The organism is Microbacterium foliorum (genome assembly GCF_006385575.1).
GTDB classification, from domain to species: Bacteria; Actinomycetota; Actinomycetes; order Actinomycetales; family Microbacteriaceae; genus Microbacterium; species Microbacterium foliorum_B.
Genome location: NZ_CP041040.1, coordinates 3235212 through 3262178 on the forward strand (window position 1 = coordinate 3235212; position 26967 = coordinate 3262178).

23 protein-coding genes are annotated in these 26967 nt (G+C 67.7%); 10 read left to right on the forward strand and 13 right to left on the reverse strand.

Annotation, left to right across the window (positions count from 1 at the left end; all coding sequences use genetic code 11):
* The first annotated feature begins 45 nt into the window (after positions 1–45).
* The 4 genes from FIV50_RS15650 (at position 46) to FIV50_RS15665 (ending at position 5092) form a co-directional block, all read left to right on the forward strand.
* Positions 46–1341 carry an ABC transporter substrate-binding protein gene (locus FIV50_RS15650; RefSeq protein ID WP_140038224.1) on the forward strand — a complete coding sequence of 432 codons (1296 nt, stop codon included), beginning with the start codon at positions 46–48 and terminating at the stop codon, positions 1339–1341.
* A gap of 72 nt (positions 1342–1413) precedes the next feature.
* Positions 1414–2319, forward strand: coding sequence for a carbohydrate ABC transporter permease (locus FIV50_RS15655; RefSeq protein WP_140038225.1), 906 nt, complete (start codon positions 1414–1416; stop codon positions 2317–2319).
* Between the two features lie 29 nt (positions 2320–2348).
* Positions 2349–3227 (forward strand): carbohydrate ABC transporter permease, encoded by an 879-nt coding sequence (locus FIV50_RS15660; RefSeq protein WP_258184304.1) that lies wholly within the window; start codon positions 2349–2351, stop codon positions 3225–3227.
* On the forward strand, positions 3224–5092 hold the full coding sequence (locus FIV50_RS15665) for a glycoside hydrolase family 127 protein (protein WP_140038227.1): 1869 nt from the start codon (positions 3224–3226) through the stop codon (positions 5090–5092). The genes FIV50_RS15660 and FIV50_RS15665 overlap by 4 nt, the downstream gene beginning before the upstream one ends.
* Before the next feature lie 18 nt (positions 5093–5110).
* Here FIV50_RS15665 and FIV50_RS15670 read toward each other — a convergent pair whose 3' ends face one another.
* The 11 genes from FIV50_RS15670 to FIV50_RS15720 form a co-directional block, all read right to left on the reverse strand.
* Entirely contained in the window at positions 5111–5395 is a 285-nt protein-coding gene (locus FIV50_RS15670) for a WXG100 family type VII secretion target (RefSeq protein ID WP_140038228.1), read from the reverse strand.
* Positions 5395–5850, reverse strand: a complete 456-nt coding sequence (locus tag FIV50_RS15675; protein WP_258184306.1) for a hypothetical protein — start codon at positions 5848–5850, stop codon at positions 5395–5397. The genes FIV50_RS15670 and FIV50_RS15675 overlap by 1 nt, the downstream gene beginning before the upstream one ends.
* Before the next feature lie 85 nt (positions 5851–5935).
* Positions 5936–7234 (reverse strand): putative T7SS-secreted protein, encoded by a 1299-nt coding sequence (locus tag FIV50_RS15680; RefSeq protein ID WP_140038230.1) that lies wholly within the window; start codon positions 7232–7234, stop codon positions 5936–5938.
* Between the two features lie 14 nt (positions 7235–7248).
* The gene (locus FIV50_RS15685; protein WP_140038231.1) at positions 7249–7539 is read right to left on the reverse strand and encodes a type VII secretion target; all 291 of its coding nucleotides are present in this window, start codon (positions 7537–7539) and stop codon (positions 7249–7251) included.
* Positions 7540–7719: 180 nt separating this feature from the next.
* A complete protein-coding gene (locus tag FIV50_RS15690) occupies positions 7720–8757 on the reverse strand; it encodes an ABC transporter permease (RefSeq protein ID WP_140038232.1) in 1038 nt (345 codons plus the stop codon).
* Positions 8754–9821, reverse strand: coding sequence for an ABC transporter permease (locus FIV50_RS15695; protein WP_140038233.1), 1068 nt, complete (start codon positions 9819–9821; stop codon positions 8754–8756). The genes FIV50_RS15690 and FIV50_RS15695 overlap by 4 nt, the downstream gene beginning before the upstream one ends.
* Positions 9818–11425 (reverse strand): sugar ABC transporter ATP-binding protein, encoded by a 1608-nt coding sequence (locus FIV50_RS15700; RefSeq protein WP_140038234.1) that lies wholly within the window; start codon positions 11423–11425, stop codon positions 9818–9820. The genes FIV50_RS15695 and FIV50_RS15700 overlap by 4 nt, the downstream gene beginning before the upstream one ends.
* 95 nt (positions 11426–11520) lie before the next feature.
* Positions 11521–12519: a substrate-binding domain-containing protein gene (locus tag FIV50_RS15705; protein ID WP_140038235.1), complete on the reverse strand. Its 999-nt coding sequence runs from the start codon at positions 12517–12519 to the stop codon at positions 11521–11523.
* A gap of 180 nt (positions 12520–12699) precedes the next feature.
* On the reverse strand, positions 12700–14247 hold the full coding sequence (locus FIV50_RS15710; protein WP_140038236.1) for a sugar ABC transporter ATP-binding protein: 1548 nt from the start codon (positions 14245–14247) through the stop codon (positions 12700–12702).
* The gene (locus FIV50_RS15715) at positions 14244–15263 is read right to left on the reverse strand and encodes a LacI family DNA-binding transcriptional regulator (RefSeq protein WP_140038237.1); all 1020 of its coding nucleotides are present in this window, start codon (positions 15261–15263) and stop codon (positions 14244–14246) included. The genes FIV50_RS15710 and FIV50_RS15715 overlap by 4 nt, the downstream gene beginning before the upstream one ends.
* A 68-nt stretch (positions 15264–15331) precedes the next feature.
* Positions 15332–16591 (reverse strand): FAD-binding protein, encoded by a 1260-nt coding sequence (locus FIV50_RS15720; protein ID WP_140038238.1) that lies wholly within the window; start codon positions 16589–16591, stop codon positions 15332–15334.
* Positions 16592–16669: 78 nt separating this feature from the next.
* Here FIV50_RS15720 and FIV50_RS15725 point away from each other — a divergent pair, with 78 nt between their 5' ends.
* The 5 genes from FIV50_RS15725 to arfA all read left to right on the forward strand — a co-directional run bounded on the left by FIV50_RS15725 (position 16670) and on the right by arfA (position 22580).
* Entirely contained in the window at positions 16670–17716 is a 1047-nt protein-coding gene (locus FIV50_RS15725; RefSeq protein WP_140038239.1) for a LacI family DNA-binding transcriptional regulator, read from the forward strand.
* 112 nt (positions 17717–17828) lie between these two features.
* Positions 17829–19166, forward strand: a complete 1338-nt coding sequence (locus tag FIV50_RS15730) for an extracellular solute-binding protein (RefSeq protein WP_140038240.1) — start codon at positions 17829–17831, stop codon at positions 19164–19166.
* Positions 19163–20113, forward strand: a complete 951-nt coding sequence (locus FIV50_RS15735; protein WP_140038241.1) for a carbohydrate ABC transporter permease — start codon at positions 19163–19165, stop codon at positions 20111–20113. The genes FIV50_RS15730 and FIV50_RS15735 overlap by 4 nt, the downstream gene beginning before the upstream one ends.
* The gene (locus FIV50_RS15740; RefSeq protein WP_140038242.1) at positions 20113–21018 is read left to right on the forward strand and encodes a carbohydrate ABC transporter permease; all 906 of its coding nucleotides are present in this window, start codon (positions 20113–20115) and stop codon (positions 21016–21018) included. The genes FIV50_RS15735 and FIV50_RS15740 overlap by 1 nt, the downstream gene beginning before the upstream one ends.
* A 38-nt stretch (positions 21019–21056) precedes the next feature.
* The gene (gene arfA / locus FIV50_RS15745) at positions 21057–22580 is read left to right on the forward strand and encodes an arabinosylfuranosidase ArfA (RefSeq protein WP_140038243.1); all 1524 of its coding nucleotides are present in this window, start codon (positions 21057–21059) and stop codon (positions 22578–22580) included.
* A 193-nt stretch (positions 22581–22773) separates the two neighbouring features.
* Here arfA and FIV50_RS15750 read toward each other — a convergent pair whose 3' ends face one another.
* Positions 22774–24957 (reverse strand): S1 family peptidase, encoded by a 2184-nt coding sequence (locus tag FIV50_RS15750; RefSeq protein ID WP_140038244.1) that lies wholly within the window; start codon positions 24955–24957, stop codon positions 22774–22776.
* 340 nt (positions 24958–25297) lie between these two features.
* Here FIV50_RS15750 and FIV50_RS15755 point away from each other — a divergent pair, with 340 nt between their 5' ends.
* A complete protein-coding gene (locus FIV50_RS15755; protein ID WP_181164247.1) occupies positions 25298–25729 on the forward strand; it encodes an META domain-containing protein in 432 nt (143 codons plus the stop codon).
* 102 nt (positions 25730–25831) lie between these two features.
* Here FIV50_RS15755 and FIV50_RS15760 read toward each other — a convergent pair whose 3' ends face one another.
* Positions 25832–26965 carry a bifunctional 2-methylcitrate synthase/citrate synthase gene (locus FIV50_RS15760; protein WP_140038246.1) on the reverse strand — a complete coding sequence of 378 codons (1134 nt, stop codon included), beginning with the start codon at positions 26963–26965 and terminating at the stop codon, positions 25832–25834.
* Positions 26966–26967: the final 2 nt, after the last annotated feature.

Below are 26967 nucleotides of genomic sequence, written 5' to 3' on the forward strand. Positions count from 1 at the left end.
CCACACCGCATCCGCTCGAGGAAGAGCCCAGAGGAGCCCCCGCCCATGAACACCACCCGAACCCAGGCCGCACGTCGGGCCGCAGCCGCCGTCATCGCGGCCGGCCTGATCGTCGGCGGCCTCGCCGCCTGCACCCCCGCCGCCGACGAGGCGTCGAACGAGCCGATCCCCGCCGAAGGCACCGACGACGGCACGACGCTGACGCTCTGGACCCGCGCGCCCATCGAGCGCCAGGCCAAGCTGCTCGTCGACGCCTACAACGAGAGCCACGAGAACCAGGTCGAGCTGACGGTCGTCCCCAACGACGACTACGTCGCCAAGGTCGGCGCCGCTGCGGGGTCGGGCGGTCTGCCCGATCTCTTCGCCGCCGACATCGTCTACGTGCCCAACTGGGCGCAGCAGGGCCTGTTCCAGGACATGTCCGAGCAGATCGACGGCCTCGACTTCAAGGACGAGATCAACCCCGGTCACCTCGCGGCCGGAACCGTCGACGACGCCGAGTACGTGCTGCCGTTCGCCCTCGACCTCTCGATGCTGTTCTGGAACAAGGAGCTGTTCGCCGAGGCCGGACTCGATCCCGAGAAGGCGCCAGCCACGCTCGAGGAGTTCGCCGAGGCCGCGATGGCCGTGCAGGCGTTGAACAAACCCGACACGTACGGCACCGCGACCGGCCTCAACTGCGGCGGCTGCCTGGTGTTCACCTGGTTCCCCTCGATCTGGGCGTCGGGTGACGAGGTCATGAGCGACGACGGCACCGAATCACTGCTCGATGGAGACTCGGCACAGGCCGTCTACGATACGTGGGCTGAGCTGCAGGATGCCGGGGCGATCCTCCCCAGCTCGACGGACGAGGCCGGCCCCACCTGGACCGCAGCGTTCAGCGAGGGCAAGGTCGGCGTGATGCCGTTCCCCGCGACGCTGCTCCCCTCCCTCGAGTTCGACGCAGGAGTCGCCGGCATCCCCGGTGTCGACGGCGGCGCCTCGACGTTCGTCGGCGGCGACGGCATCGGCATCTCGAAGGACTCTGAGAAGGCGGCGCAGGCCTGGAACTTCCTCAACTGGATGATGTCGGAGGAGGCGCAGGTCGAGGTGCTCGCGAAGGACGGCAACGCCGTCTCACGCGGCGACCTCGCCGACAACGAGTACGCGGCGGCCGACCCTCGGCTGGTCACGATCAACGAGGTCGCCGCTCAGGGCGACACCCCGGTGGCGCTGAACTTCCAGCAGGCGTTCAACGCACCGGGCAGCCCGTGGCTCACGCTCGTGCGCAACGCGGTGCTGGACGGCGAGGATGCCGTGCCGGCCGACAACGAGGAGATCACCGCGATCCTGTCGCAGTGACCCGCCGCGGGGGCGGCGCCGCGCGCCGCCCCCGCATCCACCTCGTCAGTCCCCCGATCGAAAGAGACCGAGATGACCTCGACCGCACCCCCGCTGCGTCGCCGCAGGCCGCGCACCGCATTCGGCGGCCCGGTGCAGGGCTGGCTCTACGCAGCGCCGACGGCGATCTTCGTCGCCCTGCTGTTCATCGTCCCGCTGGTGCTCGTGGTGCAGATGTCGGCATCCGACTGGCCGCTGCTGAGCGGCAACCAGGGCATCAACTTCCCCGAGAACTACACGGATGCGGTGACCCACCGCCTCTTCTGGGACTCGATCCGCTTCACCCTGCTCTACACGCTCATCACGACCGTCATCCTGATCGGCCTGGGGCTGGGTCTCGCCCTGCTGGTGCAGGAGTCGACGCGGTGGAAGGGCTTCCTGCGCACCGCGTTCCTGATCCCGAGCGCCCTGGGCCTGGCATCCGCGTCGCTCCTGTTCTACGTGCTGTACTCCCCCATCGCCGGCCCGTTCGCGAACCTGATGAAGTCGTGGGGAATCACCTTCCTCGGCACCCCCGAGGGCGCACTGTGGTCGACGATCTTCCTGATCGTCTGGCGGTATGCGGGGTTCTACATGCTGCTGATGCTGGTGGGCCTGCAGGGCATCCCCGACGATGTCTACGAGGCGGCGCGCATCGACGGTGCGAACCGCTGGCAGACGTTCCGGGACATCACGGTGCCGCTGCTGAAGCCGACCTTCGCGCTCACGACCGTGATGTGCGTGACCGGATCCCTGCTGGCGTTCGAACAGTTCTACATCCTCACCAAAGGCGGGCCCGACAACAGCACCATGACGGTCGTGCAGCTGATCTACAACGTGGCCTTCCAGGGGCAGAACAGCCTCGGCATCGCCGGCGCCCTCTCGGTGATCGTGCTGCTCGCACTCATCGTCATCAACGTCTTCCAGCTGCGCGCGTTCCGACGCACGGATGAGAACTGAAGCGAGAGCTGAGAATCATGTCCCAGACCATGACCCGCACCATCGTCGCGCCGAACCATCAGCCCACCGCGCCGCGGTACCGCTCGAAGGCCGCCCGCGTCGTCTTCGGCATCCCCTACTGGGTGTTCACGACCGCCCTCGCGGTGATCTTCCTCTACCCGCTCATCTGGACCGGCGTCTCGTCGGTGAGCCCGATGGCCGGCACCAGCCAGACCGACGGCTGGGGTTTCGGCAACTACGCCGCCCTCGGCGAATACCAGGCCGGCATCTGGGTGTACCTCGGCAACTCGCTGTTCGTCTCGGTGCTGACGGTCGCTCTGACGCTGTTCATCTCGCTGCTCGGCGGGTACGCGTTCGCGCGCTTCTCGTTCCCCGGCAAGAACGCGCTGTTCCTGCTCACCCTCGCGATCCTGATGGTGCCGTACGCGACTCTGCTGATCCCGCTCTACGTGATCCTCAACGCGGTAGGCCTGCAGAACTCGCTCGTCGGCGTCGCGCTCGTGATCACGATGTTCCAGCTGCCGTTCTCGATGTTCATGATGCGCATCTCGTTCGAGTCGATCCCGCGAGAGATGGACGAAGCGGCGATGGTCGACGGATGCTCCAGCTGGGGTGCACTGTGGCGGGTGCTGCTGCCCGCGGTGAAGCCCGGGCTCGTCACGGTCGGGCTCTTCGCATTCCTCACGGCATGGAACGACTTCATGGCCCCGCTGATCCTCATCAACGACACCAACCGCATGACGCTGCCGCTCGCGGTCGCCAACCTCCGTGGGCAGGTGCAGGGCGTCGTCGACTACGGCGCCACCGAAGCGGGCGTCGTCGTGCTGGCGCTCCCCTGCATCCTGCTCTTCCTGATCCTGCAACGACACTACGTGCGCGGCTTCATGTCCGGCGCTTTCAAGGGATGACCATGTTCGACACCACAACACCCGCCGCTCCCGTGGTCCCCACACGCGGCCGCCTGCGCCCTCTCGGCCTCGACGAGGTGCGCATCACCGGAGGATTCTGGGGTGAGCGCCAGACTGTGAACGGCGCTGCCACCCTCGCGCACATCGAGTCGCGCCTCGAGTCGGAGGGGTGGCTGCCGAACTTCGACCTCGCCGCGGCCGGCACCCTGCCGGCGGGGCGCCGCGGGCGCGAGTTCTCAGATTCCGAGATCTACAAGTTCCTCGAGGCGATGGCATGGGAGATCGGACGGACGGATGCCGCGGCCGACGGCGACCTCGAACAGCGGCTCCGCCGCGTGGTCGGCCGGATCGCCGCCGCGCAGGAGCCCGACGGGTACCTCAACACGATGTTCGGGCGCGAGGGGCAGGGCGAACGCTGGTCGGCGCTGCAGTGGGGGCACGAGCTCTACTGCCTCGGACACCTGTTCCAGGCGGCGGTCGCCCGGGTGCGCACGAGGCCGGATGCCGACGACGGGCTGGTCGACGTCGCCCGCCGCGCCGCCGACCTCGTGTGCCGGGAGTTCGGCGCTGACGGACGTGACGCGATCTGCGGACACGCCGAGGTCGAGGTCGGTCTCGCGGAGCTCGGCCGAGCGCTCGGCGAGCAGCGCTACGTCGACCAGGCTGAGCTCTTCGTCGAGCGACACGGCCGAGGATCGCTGGGCGAGATCGAGTGGGGGCAGGAGTACTTCCAAGACGACGTGCCTGTGCGCGACGCCGAGGCGCTGCGCGGCCACGCGGTGCGCGCCAACTACCTCGCCTCCGGAGCGACCGACGTCGCGATCGAGAAATCGGATGCCGAGCTGCTCGACGCCCTGCGAGGTCAGTGGGATCGCACGGTCGAGCGCCGCACCTATGTGACCGGTGGCCAGGGATCGCACCACCAGGACGAAGCGTTCGGCGACGACTGGGAGCTGCCGCCCGACCGCGCCTACTCCGAGACCTGCGCCGGGATCGGATCGATCATGTTCTCGTGGCGTCTGCTGCTCGCGACCGGTGACGTCAGGCATGCCGACCTCATCGAACGCACCCTGTTCAACGTGATCGCGACGTCACCGGCCGACGACGGCCGCGCGTTCTTCTACGCCAACACGCTGCATCAGCGCACGCCGGGGACGCCGGCGGATCCGGATGCCACGTCGCCACGCGCCTCGTCGTCGCTGCGCGCCCCGTGGTTCGAGGTGTCGTGCTGCCCGCCGAACGTGGCGCGCACCTTCGCGAGCCTCGGTGCCTATGTCGCCACGGCGGATGACGACGGCGTGCAGCTGCACCAGTACGCGCCGTCGTCGGTGCGGACCACCCTTCGGAATGGACGGGTCGTCGCGTTCGAGGTGTCGACGAACTACCCCGCCGACGGCGATGTACGGGTGGCGATCGCCGAGGATGCCGAGTTCACGCTCACGCTGCGCGTGCCGTCGTGGGCCGACGGCGCCGTCGTTCGGGTGCACAGCGGAGATGAGATGACGGAGTCACCGGCCCCTGCCGGCACCGTCGAGGTCACCCGGGCCTTCCGTGCCGGCGACATCGTCGAGCTGAGCCTGCCGATCGTGGCGCGCGCCACGTCACCGCATCCGATGGTGGATGCCGTGCGCGGCAGCATGGTGATCGAGCGCGGCCCCGAGGTGCTGGCTCTCGAGTCGATCGACCTCGGCAGCGACATCGGCGACGCGGTCATGGCGGGCGAGCCCGTCGAGCGCGACGGTCACGTCGTGCTGCCGGTGCGCCACCGCGCGACGGGTGAGACGGTCAATGCTCCCCTGATCGCTTATCACGACTGGGCTCGCCGCGGTCCGTCGACCATGCGGGTGTGGATCCCGACGGTGTGACGACGTTCCGACGCCGGATCAGCTCCAGAGGCCAGCGACGTGGGCTTCAGCCTCGCGAGTGCGCGCCTGCGCGCGGACGGCGGCGGTCGCGGCGCTGGTGAGAGCGGACTGCATGGCGTCGGCGCAGTCGGTCCATTCGTGTTGAGCGCGGACGTAGGCCTCCTGAGCGTGGCCGGTCCACTGCTGCCTCAACCCGGAGACCTCGGCATCGAGGCCGTCGAGAAGGTCGCGAATCCGCTGCGCGGTATCAGCGAGAACCGCGATCGACTGGGCGAGCGGTTCGTGATCGACGCGGATGCGCATCAGCCAGCGCCCTCATTGGCTTCGGGCTTCGGCCAGCTGAGGTGGAGATCGCGGAGCTCATAGGGCTGAGACACCTCATTCATGAGGAAGTACGTGTAGAACACGACGGCTGCTTCGTCAGCGGTGAAGACCTCGTGCGGGTAGACGGTGGTGCTGTGGCGGCCTTCGTCCCAGTGGATGACCTCGGTCGGCTCACCCGTGCGGTCGCCGCCGGGCTTGCCGACCGTGTACTGGTGGGCCGTGCCGTCAGGGTCGAGGCGACGGACCTCGATCGTGAGGGCGTCGGCTGTGCCGGCGCACTGCATGTACTCGTCGTTGAAAGGCAGATCTCGGAGAAGGTCGGCTCCTTCCGGCGCCCGCCACAGACCCCACGCCCAGAACGATGACCCATTCATCCGGTTCAGCGAGAATCGGATCTGATCCGGATACGGGCGAACACTATCGATCAAAGCCATGCGACTGTAGCCGTTTCGCTGTGTGACATGTGTGCGAGTGATAGCCATATGGTGACTCTCTTCTAGGCGTTGGCGGCTGGCAGGTTCACGGAACATGTTTGAGGATCACATCCACGATCCGGATGGGCTGGCCATTCAGCGTCGCGATCGCGGGGCGCTCGCGACTCACCATTGCGTCGAATCCCTCCTGCGCAGCATCACGGGACCCAGTACCGCCCTTCACTTCGATCGCTGTCCAAGTCCCGTCGCCGTTGCTGTAGAGGCCGTCAAAGTATCGGTGTTGATCCGAAGTCATCCCAGGCCGGTGATGGTACCCCTCGATCGTCGCACGCACCTTGTCGCGGATGACATCCGTTCCGACATCATCCGCGACTTCGTCCAACCCGATCTTCTCCGTGTCGACCCAGGGGCGTTGCCCGTCACCGTTGTAATGGCCGAGAACGTCACGACCCCCGTGCTCGGGGTGCGGTGGCGGTCGCTCCACGATGCGCACCGCATCGTCACCGGTCGCCTCGTTCATCCAGCGGCTGCTCGCGTGCCCGGCGGCCGCGAGGCCTGCTCCGGCGACACCGACGCCGGCCCACGCGAGTCCGCCACCGGGTGCAGCTCCCACCCCGGTGAGCGCGAGGGCGCCTCCGCCGCCGATCATGGTGCCGCCACCGACGACGAGTGCGACCCCGCCGAGGAGTTCGAGAAGGATGTCGGGGTGGTTGATGAGGGCGTTGCCCATGGAGGCGATGAAGTTCAGCTGGTCTATCGCCGGGTTGAGCACGGCGGTCTCGAACACGACCGTGCCGATCGCCCCCGCGACCGCCCAGTTCTTCGTGCTCTCCGCCTGCTTGGGCGTCTCGAGTGGCGCCGCGTCCGCCGCCTCGTAGATGGCATTCGCGGCCTCTGCGGCGTAGCGATCCAGCACGCCCCGCGCGTTGGTCAGGACCTCCACGGCCTGCGCGCGCAGTTCTGCCCCGCCATCGATGAACGGGACGTCGAGCTCGACGTGTCGCAGGCCGAGGTCGCGCTCCAGCTCCCGGACCTTCACCCGGTGCGCCTGGCGCGAGGCGATCGTCGCCGCCTCCGCCTGCTCCCACAGGTCGATCGTCCGCGCTGCCTCCTCCTGCGCCCACCGCAGAGCATCCCCATAGGCAGACAGAGCCGCGGCACCGCTCATCAGGTACTCGCCGCACTTCTGCCACGACGACCGCACATACTCGGCCCGTTCGAGGTACTTCTCGTACGGGTACCCCGTCCATGCGGACTCGACCTCGAGACCCCGCAACCCATCCCGCAGCGTCGTAGCGGCCTCCGACCGAGACCGCCACGCCGACGCGACCGTGTGCGCCGCGGCATACGAGCCCGGGATCAGTGCGACCGGGTCGTTCGTCATCCCCAACTCGGACATCAGTAGTCGCTCTCGGCCCAGATCATCTGGTCGAGTTCGCTGCTCGACGCCTCGTCTCCCCGGTCGAACACCTCAGCCGTCTGCCGCAGATTCTCGGCGAGCATGTCGACATCCCCGAGACGACGCCCCAGAGCCTTCGACCAGGTATCACCGAAGCGCGCCACTGCCTCGTCGATCGAGTCCGCTCCCAGCCCCGACGACTGTGCGACCACCGCCGACCCGAAGCCTCCCCGCACACTCTCCGCCTGTGTCGCGAAAGCTCGGAGCTCGTCGGTCTCCACATCTGTCATCGCGCCCCCACATGCCCGAATGAAGACGTTACATAGTCATATGAGGTGTTTTAAGATCTATCCGTGCTACATGCCGGTGTTCAGGGATACCGCGCGGTCGAGGCGAGGAGATTTTGCGGGGAACGCAAAAGACCCCCTGTCCATCGGGACAGGGGGTCCTTCACGCGATCGAACCGACAGCTACTCGCGTTTTCGGGTGACCGCCCGCTGCAGCAGCACGAACACGAGCAGGATGCCGCCGGTGATGATCGTGGTCATCTCGGGTGGGATCCCGCCGTCGCGAGTGATCAGCACGTTCATGAGTCCGAGCACCAGCGCCCCGATGACCGACCCGAGCACGTAGCCGTACGCACCGGTCAGCACGGTGCCTCCGATCACCGCTGCGGCGATCGCGTCGAGCTCCCACCCGATGCCGGTGATGTTCTGCGCGGTTCCGAGTCGTGCGGTATACAGCACCGCCGCAAGGCCGGCCAGGCCACCACTGATCACGTAGACCAGCACCTTTGTGCGCTGCACGGGAAGTCCCATCAGCAGAGCGGAGCTCTCGGAGCCGCCGATCGCATAGACCGTGCGCCCCGTGCGGGTGCGGTGCAGCACGAAGAACGCGGCGGCCACGACGATCACCGCGACGAGCACCGCGGGGGTGATCACGAGGTCGTTGACCTTGGGGCCGTCGATGATCTTCAGCTGCGTGCCGATCCAGCGGATCGGTGAGTCCTCGCCGAGTCGCTCGGGCTTGGTGCTGAGCAGCGATGCGAGGCCGCGCCCGAGGAACATCATCGCCAGCGTCGCGATGAACGGCTGCACGTTGAAGTACCTGATCAGCACGCCCGAGACGATGCCGAAGAGCATGCCGATGCCGATCATCGCGATGATCACGGCGTACGCGTTCCAGCCGGCGTTCGAGAGCATGACCCCGGCGACCGACGAGACCGCGATGATCGAGCCGACCGACAGGTCGATGCCGCCGGTGAGGATCACGAACGTCAGCGCGACGGCGAGCACGATGAGGTGCGCGTTGTTGATCAGCAGGTTCGACAGCGTGTTGAACTGCAGGATGCGGCCGTAGGCGACTTCCCCGAAGATCACCATTCCGACGAAGATGACGACAGAGGCGATCGTCGGCAGCACGGACGGGTTGGCCGTGATCATTCGGCGTACGCGGTCGATGACGGTCTCGGTCGCCTGCGGAGCGGGGGTGGCGGTCGCGATGCTCATGCGGACACCTCTTCCTTGGCGATGATCTGTTCGACCGGTCGGGCCTTGCGACGTGAGCGGAACCAGCTGCGCACCCGCTGCGACTGCAGCAGGCACAGCGCGACGATGACGATGGCCTTGAACGCCGGGGTCGCCGACGACGAGACGCCGAGATACAGCACGGTCTTGTCGAGCGTGGCGATGAGCAGCGCTCCGACGAATGCGCCGCTGAGCGAGAACTTGCCGCCGGCCAGCGATGCGCCGCCGATGACGACCGCGAGGATCGCATCGAGCTCGAGTTGATATCCGGTGCGCGAGATGTCGACGGTCATCACGCTGCCGACCGACATGATTCCGGCGATCCCCGCGAGGATACCGCTCATGATGTAGGCCGTGAGCAGCAGGCCCTTCGGCTTGATGCCGGCCATGCGACTGGCTCGGGGGTTGATGCCGATCGCCTCGATCATGAGACCCAGCGCGCTGCGCCTGACGACCCACCCGACGGCGATCACGATGAGCACGGCGAGGATGAACACCACGGGGATGCCGATCACGAAGCCGTTCGCGATCCACCGGAACGAGTCGTTCGACGCCGTGGTGTTCTGCCCGCCCGTGATCACTTTGGCGATGCCGCGACCCGCGAGCATGAGCACGAGTGTCGCGATGAACGGCTGCAGCCCGACATAGGCGACGAGCAGACCGTTGACCGCACCGAGGATGCCGGTGATGACCAGCGCGAGTCCGACCGCGGCGAGCGCCGCACCGAAGGAGTCGCCTGCGGCGCTGAGGAACTCCATCGAGACAGCCCCGGCGACAGCCATCAGCGAGCCGACCGAGAGGTCGATGCCGCCGGTGGCGATCACGAGCGACATCCCGATCGCGATCATCATGATCGGCGCCGCCTGGCGCAGGATGTCGATCAGGTTGCCGACGAGGTTGCCGTTGTTGGGGTTGATCGAGAGCGCGAGGTAGGTCGGGTCCTTGAGGACGTTCAGGGCGAGCAGCGCGAGGATCGCGACGATGCCCCAGAAGAACGGCTTGTGGATCAGATCCCGCCAGATGGCGGTGCCGGCTGACGCGGTCATCGCGCTGCCTCCTTGTCGGTCGTGGGGGCGATGCTATCGGGCACGGCGCCGTCTGTGTCGTCGAGCGTCTCGGCCGCGGCCTCCACTCCGTGAGCGGCGATTACATCGACGATCACCTGCGCGGTGACGTCGGGACCGTTCTGGATCTCGCCGATCTTGCGGTGGTCCTTCAGCACGACGATCCGCTCGGAGAGACGCACGACCTCTTCGAGCTCCGACGAGATGAACACCACGGCGACGCCGTCTTCGGCGAGCTCGGCGACCGCCTCCTGTATCTCGGCCTTCGCGCCCACGTCGATGCCGCGGGTCGGCTCATCGAGGATCAACAGCTCGGGCTGCGTGGCGAGCCAGCGTCCGAGCAGCACCTTCTGCTGGTTGCCGCCGGAGAGGTTCTTGATCATCCGGTCGGGGTCGGCTGGGCGGACGTGGAACTGCTCGATGTAGCGGTCGACGATCGCATCCTGCTCCTTGCGGCTCATGGGCCGCGCCCAGCCGCGCTCGGCCTGCACCGCGAGGATGATGTTCTCGCGCACGGTCAGGTCTCCGATGATCCCCTCGTCGCGGCGGTTCTCGGTCGAGAAGGCGATGCGGCGCGGCAGCGCATCGGCGGGCGACTTGAGGTCGACCCGGCGTCCGTGCAGCTCGATCGTGCCCTCGTCGGCGCGATCCGCTCCATAGAGCAGTCGGGCGAGCTCGGTGCGCCCGGAGCCCAGCAGACCGGCGAAGCCGATCACCTCGCCGGGGCGGATGTCGAGGTCGGTCGCCTCGACCGCGCCTCGTCGCGCGATGCCGGATGCTGCGAGCAGCGGCTTCTCGTCGGCGTCGCGCGGTGCGCGGCGGCGGTTGCCTCCGAGCGACGTGAGCGTGTCGAGGTCCTTGCCGATCATCTTCGAGATGAGGGCATGGCGGTCGAGGTCTCGAGTGAGGTACTCGCCCTCGTACTGGCCGTTGCGCAGCACCGTCAGTCGGTCGCTGATCGCGTAGACCTGATCGAGGAAGTGCGAGACGAAGAGGATCGCGACGCCCTGGTCGCGCAGAGCCCGGATCACGGTGAAGAGGCCTTCGACCTCGGCGGCGTCGAGACTGGAGGTCGGCTCGTCGAGGATGAGCACCTTGGCCTTGATCGCCATCGCGCGGCTGATGGCGACGAGCTGCTGCAGCGCGATCGAGAGCGTCGACAGCGGTTTGCGGGTGTCGAGGTGGCCGAGGCCGAGTCGGGAGAGGGCGTCGGTCGCAGCGCGGTGGGTGGCCGTCCAGTTGATGCCGAACACACCTCGCGTCTCATGACCGAGCATCACGTTCTCGCCGATCGAGAGGTTCGGGGCGAGGTTGACCTCTTGGTAGACCGTCGAGATCCCGGCATCCTGCGCGTCGCCGGCGCCGCCGAAGCTGCGCTCCTGCCCTGCGACGACGATCGACCCGGAGTCGATCCGGTAGACACCGGTCAGTGCTTTGATCAGGGTCGACTTTCCGGCGCCGTTCTCTCCCATGAGCGCGTGGACCTCGCCCTGGAACAGCCGGAAATCGACCCTGTCGAGGGCTTTCACGCCTGGGAACTCGATAGAGATCCCGCGCATCTCGACGATGGGCAGTGCTTCGTTCATCGCTGTCTCTCCGTCCGCAGAGCCCGGGTGGCGCAGTGCTCCTGCCCCACCCGGGCTCGCTGCCGGATCGCTCCGGCGTCGGTTTCGGTGCTCGGTCAGTACTTGCGGTCGGCGAGCACGGCCTGCGCCGCCTCGGCGGAGTCGAATGCCTCGCTGGGCACGACGATGTACGAGTCGACATCCTCGCCCGCGAGGGTCTTCTCGACGACCTCGAGCGCGGTCTCACCGAACAGCGGGTTGTACTCGTGCACGTAGCTGAGCTGGCCGTCGGCGAGCGCCTGCATGGCGTTCTTGGTGCCGTCGATCGTGGCGATCTTGACGTCCTCACCGACGACGAGGCCGGCCTCCTCGGCAGCCTGAGCCGCACCGAGACCCATCTCGTCGTTCTGTGCGAACACGAGCTGGATGTCGTTGTTCGAGGACTTCAGCATCGTCTCGAAGACGCTCTTGCCCTCTTCCGCCGACCAGTTGGCGGTCTGCGCGTCGAGCTTGGTCAGCGACGAGTCGCCGAGGCCCTCGTCGAAGCCCGTGTTGCGCTCGTTCACGACACCCACACCGGCCGGGCCCTCGAGCACGACGTAGTTGCCGCCGTCGGGGAACGTGGCCGCAGCCCAGGTGCCGACCTCCTTGGCGACCTCGACGTTGTCGGGGGCGATGCGCGTGACGTAGAGGCTGTCATCGTCGGGCTCGATGCCGCGGTCGAGCAGGATGACGGGGATCTCCGCCTCCTGTGCGCGCTTGAGCGAGTCCTCCCAGCCGGAGGCCTCGGTGGCCGACAGCAGGATGACGTCGACACCCTCATCGACGAACGACGTGAAGGCGTCGATCTGCGACTTCTGGTCGAGGTTGGTGGCAGGGGCGTACTTGAGCTCGTATCCGGCTTCCTCCGTGAAGGTGTCCTGGATGTTCGACTCGTTCGCCTCGCGCCAAGCGCCTTCGGGGCCGACGGCCACGAACCCGACGGTCGTGATCTCCTCCGAGCCTCCACCGCCGCCGGCGCCCGAATCGCCGGTCGAGCAGGCCGCAAGGCCGATGGTGAGTGCGCCGACTGCTGCCAGGCCGAACGCGACGCGGATGCGCTTCTTCGCGGACATTTCTTCTCCTCTTTGAGATGCCGGTGGTCACTCCGGCAGTGGCGGACCAGTCATGGTCCTGTCGTGATTGCAGGACAGCTGCTTCGCATGTCCTGCGGCGATGTTACCGGGAACAATTTCTGTAACACAAGAGTTCGTTATCAAATCGGCCCCATCAGGGCCGAGTTGGATTGTTACCGATCACAGTTCTGCGCTGTGACTCAGTTCGGCCGCGATCATTTCGACCACCGTGTCGACGGTCACGCCCGGACCGTTGCTGAGCTCGCCGATCTTCTCGCGGTCCTTCAGCACGATGATGCGATCGCTCAGCCTCACGACCTCTTCGAGCTCGGACGAGATGAACACGACGGCCACTCCGTCTCCGGCGAGCTGACTGATGCGGCGCTGCACCTCGACCTTCGCCGCGATGTCGATCCCCCGGGTCGGCTCGTCGAGGATCAGCACATGGGGGCGCACCGCCAGCGCCCTGGCGAGAAGCACCTTCTGCTGCGTTCCCCCCGACAGGAGGCCGACGGGACGGTCGAGGTCCGCGGGGTCGAGGTGCAGCGCCTCGACGTACGTCTCCACGAGACCCCTCGACTCGGCGTGCGAGAGGGGACGAGTCCATCCACGCAGCGCCTGCAGGGAGAGGATGATGTTCTCGCGTGCCGTGAGCTCGCCGATGATGCCCTGTGTTCCCCGATTCTCGGCCGACAGCGCGATGCGGTGCCGCAGCGCGGCCGAGGGACTCCGCAGCTGCACCCGTTCGCCGTCGACCCAGAGTTCCCCGCTGTCGGTGCGCACCGAACCGCTGAGCAACGAGGCGAGCTCGGTGCGACCAGACCCCCGGAGTCCCGCGAGCCCCACGATCTCACCCCGCTGGATCTCGACGTCCATCCGCTCCAGTTCGCCGCGTCGACCGACACCGGACGCCTGCATGGCAGGCTCCCCGTCGTACGCGTAGTGATGAGCCTTGCGCTCGGAGCCGAGCGCTCTCAGGCTGTCGATGTCCTTGCCGAGCATCTTCGAGATCAGATCGGCTCGGTCGAGATCGCGCGTCGCGTACTCGCCCACGCGTCGTCCACCGCGCAGCACCGTCATGCGGTCGCTGATCGCGAACGCCTGCTCGAGGAAGTGCGAGATGAACAGGATCGCGACCCCCCGCTGGCGCAGGCCCCGGATGACCCGCATCAGGGTGGCGACCTCGGCGACGTCGAGGCTCGAGGTGGGTTCGTCGAGGATCAGCACCCGCGGATCGTCGACGACCGCGCGAGCGAGTGCGACCAGCTGCTTCTGCGCCGGCGTCAGCATCGACAGCGGCGTCTTCGGGTCGAGGTCGTCGAGCCCGAGCCTGGCCAGCGCCTCGGCGGCATCCGCCCTGGTCCTGCGCCAGTCGATGCCGAACCGACCCCGACGCTCTCGCCCGAGCATCACGTTCTCCGCCACGCTGAGGTTCGGACTCAGCTGGGCCTCCTGGAACACCGTCGCGATGCCGGCCGCCCGACTGTCGGCGACTCCCGAGAAGCGACGCGGCTCGCCGTCGACGCACACCACGCCCTCGTCAGGAGAGAGCGTGCCGGTGATCACCGCGACGAGCGTCGACTTGCCCGCGGCGTTCTCGCCCATCACGGCGTGCACCTCACCGGGGAACAGGCGGAAGTCGACGCCGTCGAGCGCGCGCACGCCGGGGAACTCGACCGTGATGCCCTCGAGCCGCACCACCGGCTCGGGACCACGGTCGGAGGTCATCGCACCTCCCTGGGTGCGGCCGTCGACGCTCGGGCGACGAGCTCGGTCGGGATACGGGTGAGCGCCGGGATGTCACGACCCTCGATCGCCGCGCGCAGCATCTCGACCACCGCCACGCCCAGCGCCCCGAAGTCCTGGCGCACCGTCGTGAGCGGAGGGATGAAGTGCCGCGCGAGCGGGATGTCGTCGAACCCGACCACGCTGAGGTCCCTCGGCACCTCGAAGCCCCTGTCGTGCAGGCCGTGGATCAGGCCCATGGCCATGTCGTCGTTGGCGGCGAAGATCGCCGTGTAGTCCGGCAGCCGGGTGAGGCCCTTCGCGAAGTCGTAGGCGAAGTCAGCCGACCAGTCTCCGACGACGATCGGCCGTTCGCGGATGCCCCACGACTTGGCCCTCGTGTGGAAGGCACGCTCCCTCGCACGCGCGTCGAGCCAGTCGAGCGGGCCGGAGAGGTGCAGGATGTCGCGGTGCCCGAGCGCGACGAGGTGGTCGACCACTGACGTCGTGCCGGCGTGCTGGTCGATCGAGACCGTGAGGAAGGTCGGGTCGGCGTCGGCCTTGACGACGAGCATGGGCACCGTGATCGCGATGCGCCGCAGCGCAGCCACGGACGACGAGCGGGGCGCGATCACGCACAGCGCGTCGACCCCCTGCGTCACGAGATGGTCGACCGCCTCCTGGGGAGACAGCGCGTCGCCCTCGTGCAGAGCGATCGGTGTGACCGAGTATCCGGTGGCCCGCGCCGACAGCTCGACGGCCCGCAGAATGCTGGTGGGCCCGTGCGCCACCGCGCTCTCGACGATCACGCCGATGCGCCGGGTGCGTTGGGTGGCGAGCGCCCTGGCGACGAGATTCGGGCGGTAGTCGAGCTCCTCGATCGCCTCGAGGACGCGGCGCTTCGTATCGGGCTTGATGTTCGGGTGATCGTTGAGAACACGCGACACCGTCATGTGCGAGACGCCCGCGATGGTCGCGACCTGACGGATGTTGGGCTTGTCGGAGCCGACGTTCGCCATGCGCACCTCCGTCGGCCGGGCCTCGGAGAATGTTACCGAGAACAACCGGGGTGGTGCAATGGATCCTGCTACAGCCCGAGGCGCTCGAGGTACGGGTTCACGAGTCGGCGCTCGGGGTCGAACCGTCGCGCGAGGGCGGCGAAGTCGTCCCACCGCGAGTAGCGCGAGCGCACCTCTGCGGCATCGAGAGTGAAGACCTTGCCCCAGTGCGGGCGGGCGGTCTCGGGCAGTGCCGCCTCCAGCGTCGGCAGGAAGGCGCGCACAGCCGCCTCGTCGGGCTTCCACGTGAAGTGGATGCCGACGGCATCCGTGCCCTGCGACGAGCTCAGCCAGAGGTAGTCGGGGGCGACCGTGCGGATCTCGTTCACGAGCAGCAGCGGCGCGATCTGACCGGCGAGTGTGCGCACCGCCTGGATGGCGGCGACGGCGTCAGCCCGGGGCACGAGGTATTCGCTCTGGATCTCGGCACCGGCCGACGGCGTGAACTCGAGCTTGAAGTGCGCGAGGCGCTCGAACCACGGCCCCGGCTGGCCGAGCTGCTCGGTGCAGGCGACAGGATCGACGCCGATGATCGGATGCCGCTTGGCGGTCGCCGGATCTGCTCCGAGCCGGGCGAAGAGATCGGCACGGGTGTTCTCGCGAGCCTCCGGCTGGCGCTGCTTGACCCAGATCTGGTCGGCGACGTCGGTGTGCTCCCAGCGCGAGAAGATGCTGACGCTCGTGCCGATGCTCGTCACCTCGTCGAAGTCGGCGAGGATCGCATCCCACGACGGCTGCTCGAACACGTGCTGGGCGACCTCGTAGGACGGCTCGACGTCGAGCGTGAGGTCGACGACGGCGCCCAGCGCACCGAGGCTGACGACAGCGCCCTCGAAGTCGTCGTCACCGCGGGCGAGGGTGCGCGTCTCCCCCGCCGGGGTGACGATGGTCAGCGCGCGCACCGCCGAGGCCAGCGAGCCGATCGCGTCGCCCGACCCGTGCGTGCCGGTGGCGACCGCGCCGGCGATCGAGATGTGGGGCAGCGAGGCGAGGTTCGCGAGCGCGAGCCCCTCGGCGTCGAGCAGCGGAGCGAGGTCGCCGTAGCGCAGACCGCCCGAGACGCGCACCGCGTCACGCGCATCGTTCACCTCGAACACGACGGGCAGCCGATCGAGAGCGATGAGCACGCCGTCTGTGTCGGCGATGTCGTTGAAGCAGTGCCTCGATCCGAGGATGCGCACCGCTCCGCCCCGGGCGAGCAGATGCCGCAGCTCGTCGATCGAGCCGGGGTGCTCGACGGCGGATGCACGGTAGGTGAGGTTGCCGGCCCAGTTGCGTTCGATGGTCATCGGGCCATAGTAACCAGGGGGTGCGGACATGCATCGATGCGGTGCGCTCGCGGGCGAGGCGATGGATAGGCTGACCGGATGACAGCGATGCCACCGCCGCGCGCGACGATGAAAGACGTCGCCGCACTCGCGGGCGTCTCGCCCAAGACGGTCTCGAACGTCGTCACCGGCACCGTCGCGGTGCGCGAGGAGACCAGACTTCGGGTCGAGGCGGCGCTGACGCAGCTCGACTTCGTGCCGAACCTCAACGCCCGCGGGCTCCGCAAAGGACGCTCGGGCATCATCGCGGTGGCCCTGCCCGACCTCGCCACCGCGTTCTCGGCCGAGCTCATGCATCGCATCGTCGACGCCGCGCATGACCGCGGCCTCGCCGTGCAGATCGAGGAGACCGCGACCGACCCCGAACGCGAGAGGGAGCTCGTCTCCCGGGCTCGCGCGCACCTGGTCGACGGCCTGATCCTGAACCCCATCCGTCTCGAAGACAGCGTGCTGAAGTACGCCGACCGGCTGCCCCCGCTCGTCGTGCTGGGCGAGGTCGAGCAGAACAGAGCCGACCATGTGCGCATCGACAGCCGACGAGCCGCGGCCGATGTGACCAGGCACGTGCTGTCTCGCGGAGCGACGCGCATCGCCGTGATCGGCGCCGATGACGACCCTTCGGTCGCGACCGCGACGGGTCGTCTGCGACTCGAGGGGGTGCACGATGCGCTTCGTGAGGCCGGCATCCCCCGCGACTCCGCCTTGGAGATCAATCCGATGCCGTGGTCGATGACGGGTGGGGCGGATGGCGTGCAGACGCTGTTCCGTCGGGGCGTGGCATTCGACGCGATCATCGCCTTCACCGACTCGCTCGCGCTCGGCGCCCTGCACGCCCTGCACGACCACGGCGTGAACGTGCCGGACGACGTCATCGTGACGGGCTTCGACGACGTCGAGTTCTCGCGCTACACGTCTCCGTCGCTCACGACGATCGCCTTCGACCGCCGAGCCTTCGCCGATGCGGCCCTCACCCTGCTCGAGTCGCGCATGGATGACCGCGCCACCCCGCCGCGCGCACTCACGCTCTCGCACCATCTGCTCGAGCGCGACAGCACCCGGGGCCGCCCGCGCGGCCATCGCCCCTGACGCGGCGCGCCCTTCCCCTTCCTTCTCCTTTCGCCAGGCCAGACCTTGCCGTTTCGATTACATCGATGTAATGATGTACTCCGACCCCGCCCGCTGTCACGAAGGAGTGACGATGACGCCCCCGCTCGATCTGTCTCGGCGGCAGTTCCTGACTGCCGCCTCCGTCACGGCCGCCGCGGCGCTGCTCGCCGGCTGCGCCCCTGGCTCCGTCCCCGGTTCGAACACCACGACCCTGCAGTTCTGGCATCTGCTGTCGGGTGGCGACGGCGTGACCATGTCGCAGCTGCTCGACACCGCCAACGCGGCGCAGAGCGCGTACCGCATCCGCCCCACCGTGCTCGCGTGGGGCACGCCGTACTACACGAAGCTCGCCATGGCCGGCGCGGGCGGCCGGGCTCCCGACGTCGCGATCATGCACGCGACGCGCACGGTCGGCTGGGCGCCCGGTGGCCTGCTCGACACCTGGGACCTCGACCGGCTCGCAGACCTCGGCGTCGACGCCTCGACGTTCCCGAAGCCGATCTGGGAGAAGGGCTTCGTCGGCGAGAACATGTACAGCATCGCGCTCGACGCCCACCCGTTCGTCGCGATGTTCAACACCGACATCTGCGACGCCGCGGGTGTGCTCGACAGCGACGGACGCCTGCAGGAGACATCGTCTGCTGACGAATTCCTCGACCAGCTGCGCGCCATCGGCGGCCAGGCCGAGGGGCACGCGCTGTCGTACGGGTACCTCGGCGACGGCGCCCAGATGTGGCGCCTCTTCTACACCTTCTACTCGCAGCACGGTACGGCGATGGAGCTGCCGGCCGGCGGCAAGGCCGTGATCGACAAGGATGCCGCGGTCGAATCGCTCACCCTCATGCGCACCCTCCTCGACGGCGAGATCGCCCTCGCCCAGGCCGACTACGGCAGCGCGGTGGCCGAGTTCGCGACCGGCAAGAGCGGGATGCTGTTCACCGGCGTCTGGGAGCTGCGCACCATGCAGGCGGCCGAGCTCCCCCTGGGTGCCACGATGATCCCCACGCTGTTCGGCACGCCGGCGGTCTACGCCGACTCGCACTCGTTCGTGCTGCCCCACCAGACCAACGCCGATCCTGCGAAGCGTGACCTGACCTACCGGTTCGTCGCCGACATGCTCAAGGGCTCGTTCGGCTGGGCCGAGGCCGGGCACATCCCCGCGTTCCTCCCCGTCACCGAATCCCCCGAATACGCCGACCTGATTCCCCAGGCCAACTACGCCGAGGCCGCTCAGCACGTCGTCTACGACCCGACCGCGTGGTTCACCGGCTCGGGATCGAACTTCCAGGCCGAGTTCGGCGCCGCCGTGCAGGGAGTGCTGCTCTCGGGCGACGACCCCGCCGCAGCCATCGACCGCTTCGAGGCTCGCGTGAACACGCTCCTCCGGCAGCCCAACCCGGCCGACCCCGAGGGGACGTTCGCATCATGACCACGGCAACCGACTCCACGCGCACGATCGTCACCGGCTCCAAGGCGGCCGCCCCCGCACGCCGCGCCGGCTCCCGCAACCGCGAGCAGCTCATCAGTTGGGCGTTCCTCGCTCCCTTCCTCATCGCCTTCGTGCTGTTCCTCGCCTGGCCGATCGTGCACGGCATCATCCTCAGCTTCACCGACCAGTCGCTCACCGGGGCAGGCGGGTCGTTCATCGGCTTCGCGAACTATGCCGAGGCGCTCACCGACCCCAAGATGTGGCAGTCGATGGGCAACACGGTGTGGTTCACGCTGCTGTCGACGGTCCCTCTCGTCGTGATCGCGCTGCTCATGGCGGCGCTCGTCGACCGCGGGCTGCCGGGCCAGTGGCTGTGGCGGCTGTCGTTCTTCATGCCGTATCTGCTCGCATCGACCGTGATCTCGCAGATCTGGGTCTGGATCTTCAACCCGCAGATCGGCGCGGCCAACAACATCCTCGAGTTCTTCGGCCTCGAGCCGCTCGCGTGGTTGCAGAACCCCGAGACCAACATGCTGTCGATCGTCATCGCCACCGTCTGGTGGACGGTGGGATTCAACTTCCTTCTCTATCTCGCCGCGATGCAGAACATCCCACCGCAGCAGTACGAGGCGGCATCGCTCGACGGCGCAGGCCCGTGGCGTCAGTTCTGGTCGATCACGCTCCCCCAGCTCGGCCCCGCGACCGTGCTCATCCTGATCCTGCAGATCCTCGCATCCCTGAAGCTCTTCGATCAGGCCTATCAGATGCTCGGTGGCGTCGCGAGCGACACCACCCGCTCGATCGTCCAGTACATCTACGAAGCCGGCTTCGTCAGCTACCGATTCGGCTACTCGGCCGCGATCTCTTACGTGTTCTTCGCTCTCATCGTCATCATCGGCGTCGCGCAGGCTCTGATCATGCGCCGCCGGAAGGAGTCGCAGCTGTGATGTCCACCGCCACACTCACCGAGACCATCACCACGGCCAAGCCGCCGCGCGCGCGCCGCTCGCACCTGCCCGGCCAGAAGCCGTTCGGCGCGCTGCGCATCAGTGCCCTCGTCGTCCTGATCATCCTGGCGATCGGCTGGCTGCTGCCGTTCCTCTGGGCGGTCGCCACGGCGTTCAAGACCGAGACGGATGCCGCCAGCGGTGACCCGTCGTGGATCGGCGCCTCCGGGCCGACGATCGAAGCCTTCACGGCGATCCTGTCGCAGGGGAATGTCTACACGTGGGCGTTCAACAGCCTGTGGACCTCGGTCGCCGTGACACTGATCACGCTGACGATCTCCGCCCTGGCCGCCTATGCGTTCTCGCGCCTCGACTTCACCGGCCGCAAGTGGCTGTTCGTCGTCATCATCGCCTCGATCGTCGTGCCGCCGCAGGTGCTGATCATCCCGCTGTTCTACGAGATGCTCGCGTTCAACATGATCGACACCTACTGGGGTCTGATCCTGCCGCAGGTCGTGGCCCCCGCGATGGTGTTCATCCTCAAGCGCTTCTTCGACGCCATTCCGATCGAGCTCGAAGACGCGGCCCGCGTAGACGGCGCCGGGCGACTGCGCATCTTCTGGTCGATCGTGCTGCCGCTGTCGCGGCCGATCCTGGCATCCGTCGCGATCTTCGTGTTCATCGGAGCGTGGAACAACTTCCTCTGGCCGTTCCTCGTCATCAACGACACCACGCTGATGACCCTGCCGGTCGGACTCCAGACGGTGATCAGCGCCTACGGCGTGCAGTACGCGCAGGTCATGGCGCAAGCCGTGCTCGCGGCGCTGCCTCTGATCATCGTGTTCATCATCTTCCAGAAGCAGATCGTCAAGGGCGTCGCGACCAGCGGCTTCGGCGGTCAGTAGTCCCCCACCCGGCTCGAGAGCCAGAATCTAGGAGAGCAATGTCTCAGGCCCGCATCACCATCGACCGCGACTTCACCATCGCCGACGTCCCCCGGAGGCTCTTCGGATCGTTCGTCGAGCACATGGGGCGCTGCGTGTACACCGGCATCTACGAGCCGGGGCACCCGCAGGCCGACGAGCGCGGCTTCCGTCAGGACGTCCTCGCCCTGGTGAAGGAGATGGGTCCGACCGTCGTCCGCTACCCCGGAGGCAACTTCGTCTCGGGCTACCGCTGGGAAGACGGCGTGGGCCCGGTCGAAGACCGCCCCGTGCGCATCGACGGCGCATGGCACACCATCGAGACCAACGCGTTCGGTCTGCACGAGTTCATGGACTGGGCCAAAGAGGCCGACGTCGAGGTCATGGAGGCGATCAACCTCGGCACGCGCGGTGTCGAAGAGGCTCGTTCGCTCGTCGAGTACGCGAACCACCCGAGCGGCACCTATTGGTCTGACCTGCGTCGCAAGAACGGCGCGGAGCAGCCGTTCGACATCAAGCTGTGGTGCCTGGGCAACGAACTCGACGGCCCGTGGCAGATCGGCGGCAAGACCGCGACCGAGTACGGTCGCCTGGCGCAGGAGTCGGCCAAGGCCATGAAGCTGGTCGACCCGACGATCGAGCTCGTCGCGGTCGGCTCGTCGGGCCGGTCGATGCCGACGTTCGGCACCTGGGAGCACACGGTGCTCACGCACGCGTACGACGAGGTCGACTTCATCTCGATGCACGCCTACTACCAGGAGCACGACGGCGACGCCGAGTCGTTCCTCGCCGAGTCGGTCGACATGGACGCCTTCATCGACGGCGTCATCGCGACGATCGACGCCGTGAAGGCCGCCGGCAAGCACACCAAGCAGGTCGACATCTCGTTCGACGAGTGGAACGTGTGGGACCAGGTGAAGTTCAACGACGTCGAATCGGTCGAGATCGCGAAGGCGGGATGGAAGAAGCATCCGCGCGTGATCGAGGACACCTACAACGTGACGGATGCCGTCGTCGTGGGCACGCTGCTCAACAGCCTGCTGCGCCACGGCGACCGGGTGAAGATCGCCAACCAGGCGCAGCTCGTCAACGTCATCGCGCCGATCCGCTCGGAGGAGAACGGTCCGGCCTGGCGCCAGACGAGCTTCTGGCCCTTCGAGCGGATGGCCCGTCTCGCGAAGGGCCGCATCCTGCGACTCGCGGTCTCGGCTCCGCAGATCGAGACGAAGCGCTACGGCGGCGTCGACTCGGTCGATGCGGCGGCGACGTGGGATGAGGAGACCGGACGCGTCGTGGTGTTCGTCGCCAACCGCTCGCTCGACGAGGAGAGCGACCTGACGGTCGAGCTGCGCGGCCTCACCGGTCTGCGCGTCGTCAACGCCGAGACGCTCACGATCCCCGAGGGCGGCGATCGCCACACCGCGAACCTCGAGACCACGCAGGATGCCGTGCACATGGTGCCGCTCGCGGCCGCCGAGGTGGTCGACGGCGCGGTGCGCGCGACGCTGCCGCCGCTCTCGTGGTCGGTGATCGAACTCGCCTGAGGCTCGCCTCGACAGCAGAAGGCCCGGCATCGGATTCCGATGCCGGGCCTTCTTCTCTGCCGCGGCATCCGCGCACCGCACGTGTGCGGGCCCACGGCAGACGCGAAGAAGCCCGGTATCGACCGATACCGGGCTTCTCGGCGAGGGGTTCACGGCCGGGGCCGGTCACACCCTCAAGAGGTGATCAGTGTGTTCAGCTCTCGATGAGCTGGCGACGACGGAAGACCAGCAGCAGTCCACCCGACAGCAGCGCGAGCGCGATGGCTGCGGCTGAGAGCGGCACGAGCATGTCGGCACCGGTCACGGCGAGTCCGCCGTCACCGGGTGCGGCTGCGCCACCGTCACCGGGAGCTGCTCCGCCACCACCGGCGACCGGTGCGGCGAGGACAGCGAATGCCAGGTCGGTCGGAGCCGACGAGACGCCGTCGATGGCCTGCGTGGCCGAGACCGTGTAGGTGCCCGACTCGAGAGCCGCGCCGAAGTCGACGCTCCATGCACCGTCCTCGACCGTGGCCGTGAACGTGCCGCTCGCTGCGGCGAAGGCGCCCGCGAGAGCAGCCGTGTTCGCCGACGCCGGCTCAGCGCCGTTGAGCTTCACCGTGACGGTCGCGCCGTCGATGCCCGAGCCGGCGAGTCCGGAAGGACCGTCGTTGTGGGCGAACTCCGCGCCGTTCGTGACCGAGGTCACGGCCGGCGAGACGGGGCGGACAGCGAACAGTGAGGTGGCCTCAGGTGAGACCTCTTCTTCGCCGTCGATCGTGCGGGTCAGCGTCACGACGACGCTGTGCTCGCCGTACTCGAAAGAGAGTCCGTCGACGGTCCAGGAACCGTCTGCGGCGACCTCGGTCGTGCCGAGCACGTCGCCCTGGTCGTCCGCCACCGTCACGGTGGTGGTCGGCAGGCCGGTACCGCTGACCGCGGTGACGGTCTCGGTGACCGTCGAGCGGTCAGTCGGCGAGGTGATGACAGGCGCGACCAGCGGAGCCGGCACGACTGTCACGTCGATCGTCGTGCTGTCGGAGGAGCTGAGGCCGTTGCGCGCGGTGACCGTGATGGTCTGCGCACCGAGCTCGACAGGTCCGACGAACGAGAAGGCGCCGTCGACGACATCGACCGTCTGGTCGGCGCCGAAGCCGCTGACCGTGACCTCGGTCGCTCCGGGAGCGGTTCCGGTGACTGCCGTTCCCGGCTGCACCTCTGCGTTGTCGGTCGGGCTCGTGATGACCGGGGTGTCGAGGTCGAGTGCGACCTCGTAGCCACCCGTCTTGGGGAGCGCTGTGGTGAGCGATGCCGCCCAGGTCCACTGCTCCTGCCCTGGCCCAGCCTCGATACCACCCGAGATGAGGCCGACTGCGGTGTTGCCCTGGATGACGGCTCCACCCGAGTCGCCGGGACCCGCCTCTGTATTGCTGGAGAAGCCCTGCACCCAGCGGTCCTCGATCTGCAACCACCCATCGACGATGTCGTTGTCATCGATCGCACCGGTCGTGAAACCGGTCGTGCGACCGCTCTTCGACACGGCGCCAGGAACCACGGCGCCGACTGCCTTGACCGAGACTCCGCTGTCTGCGAGCGAGTCATAGGCCGTGGTGGCCGTGGTCCAGTCCGTGACGAACGGGAGCGGGTTCGTACCGGCTACGACATCGATCACCGAGATGTCGGTCGCATTCGTGTCGCCGTTGGAACCCGGAGCGTTGTTCGTGCTGCCGAACTGAGCGAAGCTGAAGGTGCCGAGAACCCTGGGGGTCGCGGGCAGCTCGTCGTCGCCGCCCGCTGCGGGCTGCTCGCTCGGAACACTCCAGAAGGTTCCGACCATCGAGTTGTTGTCGTCATCGAGCGCGCAGTGTCCTGCACTCAGCAGCGCCGGGTCACCCTGCGGGCTCCAGGCGGCGAAGCCGACGGAGCAGTTGTAGAGCAGATCGTCCTGATCCAGGCTCAGATATCCCTGTCCACCGACGATGTCGCCGTCGGCGAACGCCTTCGGAGTTCCAGCGACCGTCACGACAGTTCCTGTCGGGATGTCAGCCTCAGACGCGAAAGCCTCGACAGCGGCGTCATCGGTCGCGCCATCCTCAGAGATGACGGTGATCTTCCCACCGTCAGCGCCTACACCGCTGGCCACGAACTCGACGCCATGGTCGTCTGCGGCCTCCGCGATCTTCACGACGTCGGCCGGAGGAGCGTCCTGAGTCTCGACGGCAGGAGCCTCGGTCTCGACCGGCGCATTCGTCTCCGACGTCGCGGTCGGAGAGGGAGTCGGGGTCGACTCTGCGCCGTCCTCGGCATATGCCGGTCCCGCCACGAGCAGGCCCGAGAGGGCGATCGTCGTCGCGGCGGTCAACGCGAGTGCGCGCCGCCCCGTGGTTCTTTGCTTCATGTGATGTATGTCCTTGCTGGTCACGGATCGTCAGTCAGTTTCATATCCGGCAATGTGCGTTGCACACAGAACCTTTCGCCTCCCGGTGGAGGCGTGAACTGCGACGCTGGCCCCCCGACAAGCAGGATCCTGTTCGTCGGGACGAACAGGGATCTCTAGAAGAGTACCCAGTAAATCCACAGAATGGGAAAATTGTTTACCGGAATTTCACCCCTTGACCTGGACCTCCTCTATGCGATACGCGCGCACGCGCTGTCGGGTCCGAGAGGGCGGACCGGTCAGCACCGACCGGATCGGGATTGCGATTGTGTTCGCAGGCGGCACCGTTACCATGTCCAGCATGAGCACCCACCGCAGAGCACGAAACCTCGTCGGCCTCGCGATTCTGGGAGCCTTCGCCCTCATGGGTGCGGCCTGCGCGTCGGGTGCCCCCGGTGGCGCGCCGACATCGAGCAGCGACCCGAGCAGCGGAGACGACGCCGTCGTCGAGAACCTCGTCGGGCTGTGGGGAGAGGACGCGAAGGGCCAGCCGCACCTCGAGTTCACGGCCGACGGTGAGGTGCGCGGCAGCGATGGCTGCAACGGCATCGCGACGACCTACTCGGTGAACGGCGACCGCGTCGACCTCGCCCGATTCGCCTCGACTCTCAAGGCCTGCCCCGGCGTAGACGACTGGATGCGCGGCATCCGCGCGGTCGAGATCGACGGCGACGTGCTCGTGATCAAGGATGCCTCCGGCGCGGAGCTGGGCAACCTCTCGCGCGCGAGCTGATCGCCGCCGCGCCCGTCGCGACGTTTCGTCTCGCTCCGCTCGCTCAACGAACGGCAGCCTCCGGTCGTTGAGCGAGCCGCGAAGCACCGAGACGAAACGGAGTCAGTTCTCGATGTGCCGCTCGTCGACGCCGTTGTAGAGCGACAGCGGGCGGATCAGGGCGTTGGCGCCGGCCTGCTCGATCACGTGCGCCGTCCACCCGGTCACACGCGCCGCGACGAACAGCGGCGTGAAGGTGAGGGTGTCGAAGCCGATCAGGTTGTAGGCAGGGCCGGACGGATAGTCGAGGTTGGGGTAGATGCCCTTGCGCTCGACGAACTCCGATGCGAGCGCGTCGTACAGCTCAGCCACCTCGGCGCGGTCGTAGTGCTCGACGAGTGTGTCGAGCGCGGCCTTCATGGTGGGCACACGCGAGTCGCCGCTCTTGTAGACACGGTGGCCGAAGCCCATGATCTTGCGCTTCTCGGCGAGCGCGTCGTCGAGCCACGGCACCACGTTGGATGCCTCGCCGATCTCGTCGAAGATGTGCAGCACGGCCTCGTTGGCGCCGCCGTGCAGTGGACCCTTGAGCGCGCCGATCGCTCCGACAACGGCTGAGTAGAGGTCACTGAGCGTCGACGTGATCACTCGGGCGGTGAACGTCGAGGCGTTGAACGAGTGCTCGGCATACAGGATCATCGAACGGTTGAAGGCGTCGACGACCACCGGATCGGGCTCTTCACCGAACGTCATCCAGAGGAAGTTCGCCGAGTAGTCGAGGTCGTCCCGCGGCTCGATGAGCTGTTCGCCACGACGGCGGCGCTGACCGTAGGCGACGATCGCCGGCAGGGCGGCGAACAGACGGATGCTGCGCTCGAGGTTCTGCTCGGGGCTGCCACCGGCATCGAGCACCGATCCGCCCGCATTCGGGTCGGAGGCGCCGATCAGGCTGACCGCCGTACGCACCTCATCCATCGGGTGCGCCTCGACGGGCACCAGGTCGATCGCCGCCCTGACGTTGTCGGCGAGCGCGCGGTGCTGGCGCTCGGTCGCGCGCAAAGCAGCCAGCTGTGCGGCATCCGGCAGCTCGCCGTGCCAGAGCAGGTACGCGACCGCCTCGAAGGGCTGCGTCGCCGCCAGCTCCTGCACGGGGTAGCCGCGGTAGAGCAGGCTGTTCGTCTCGGGGTTGACCTTCGAGATCGCGGTCGTGTCGACGACGACCCCGGCGAGGCCCTTCTTGATGTCCGGCTCGGTCATGC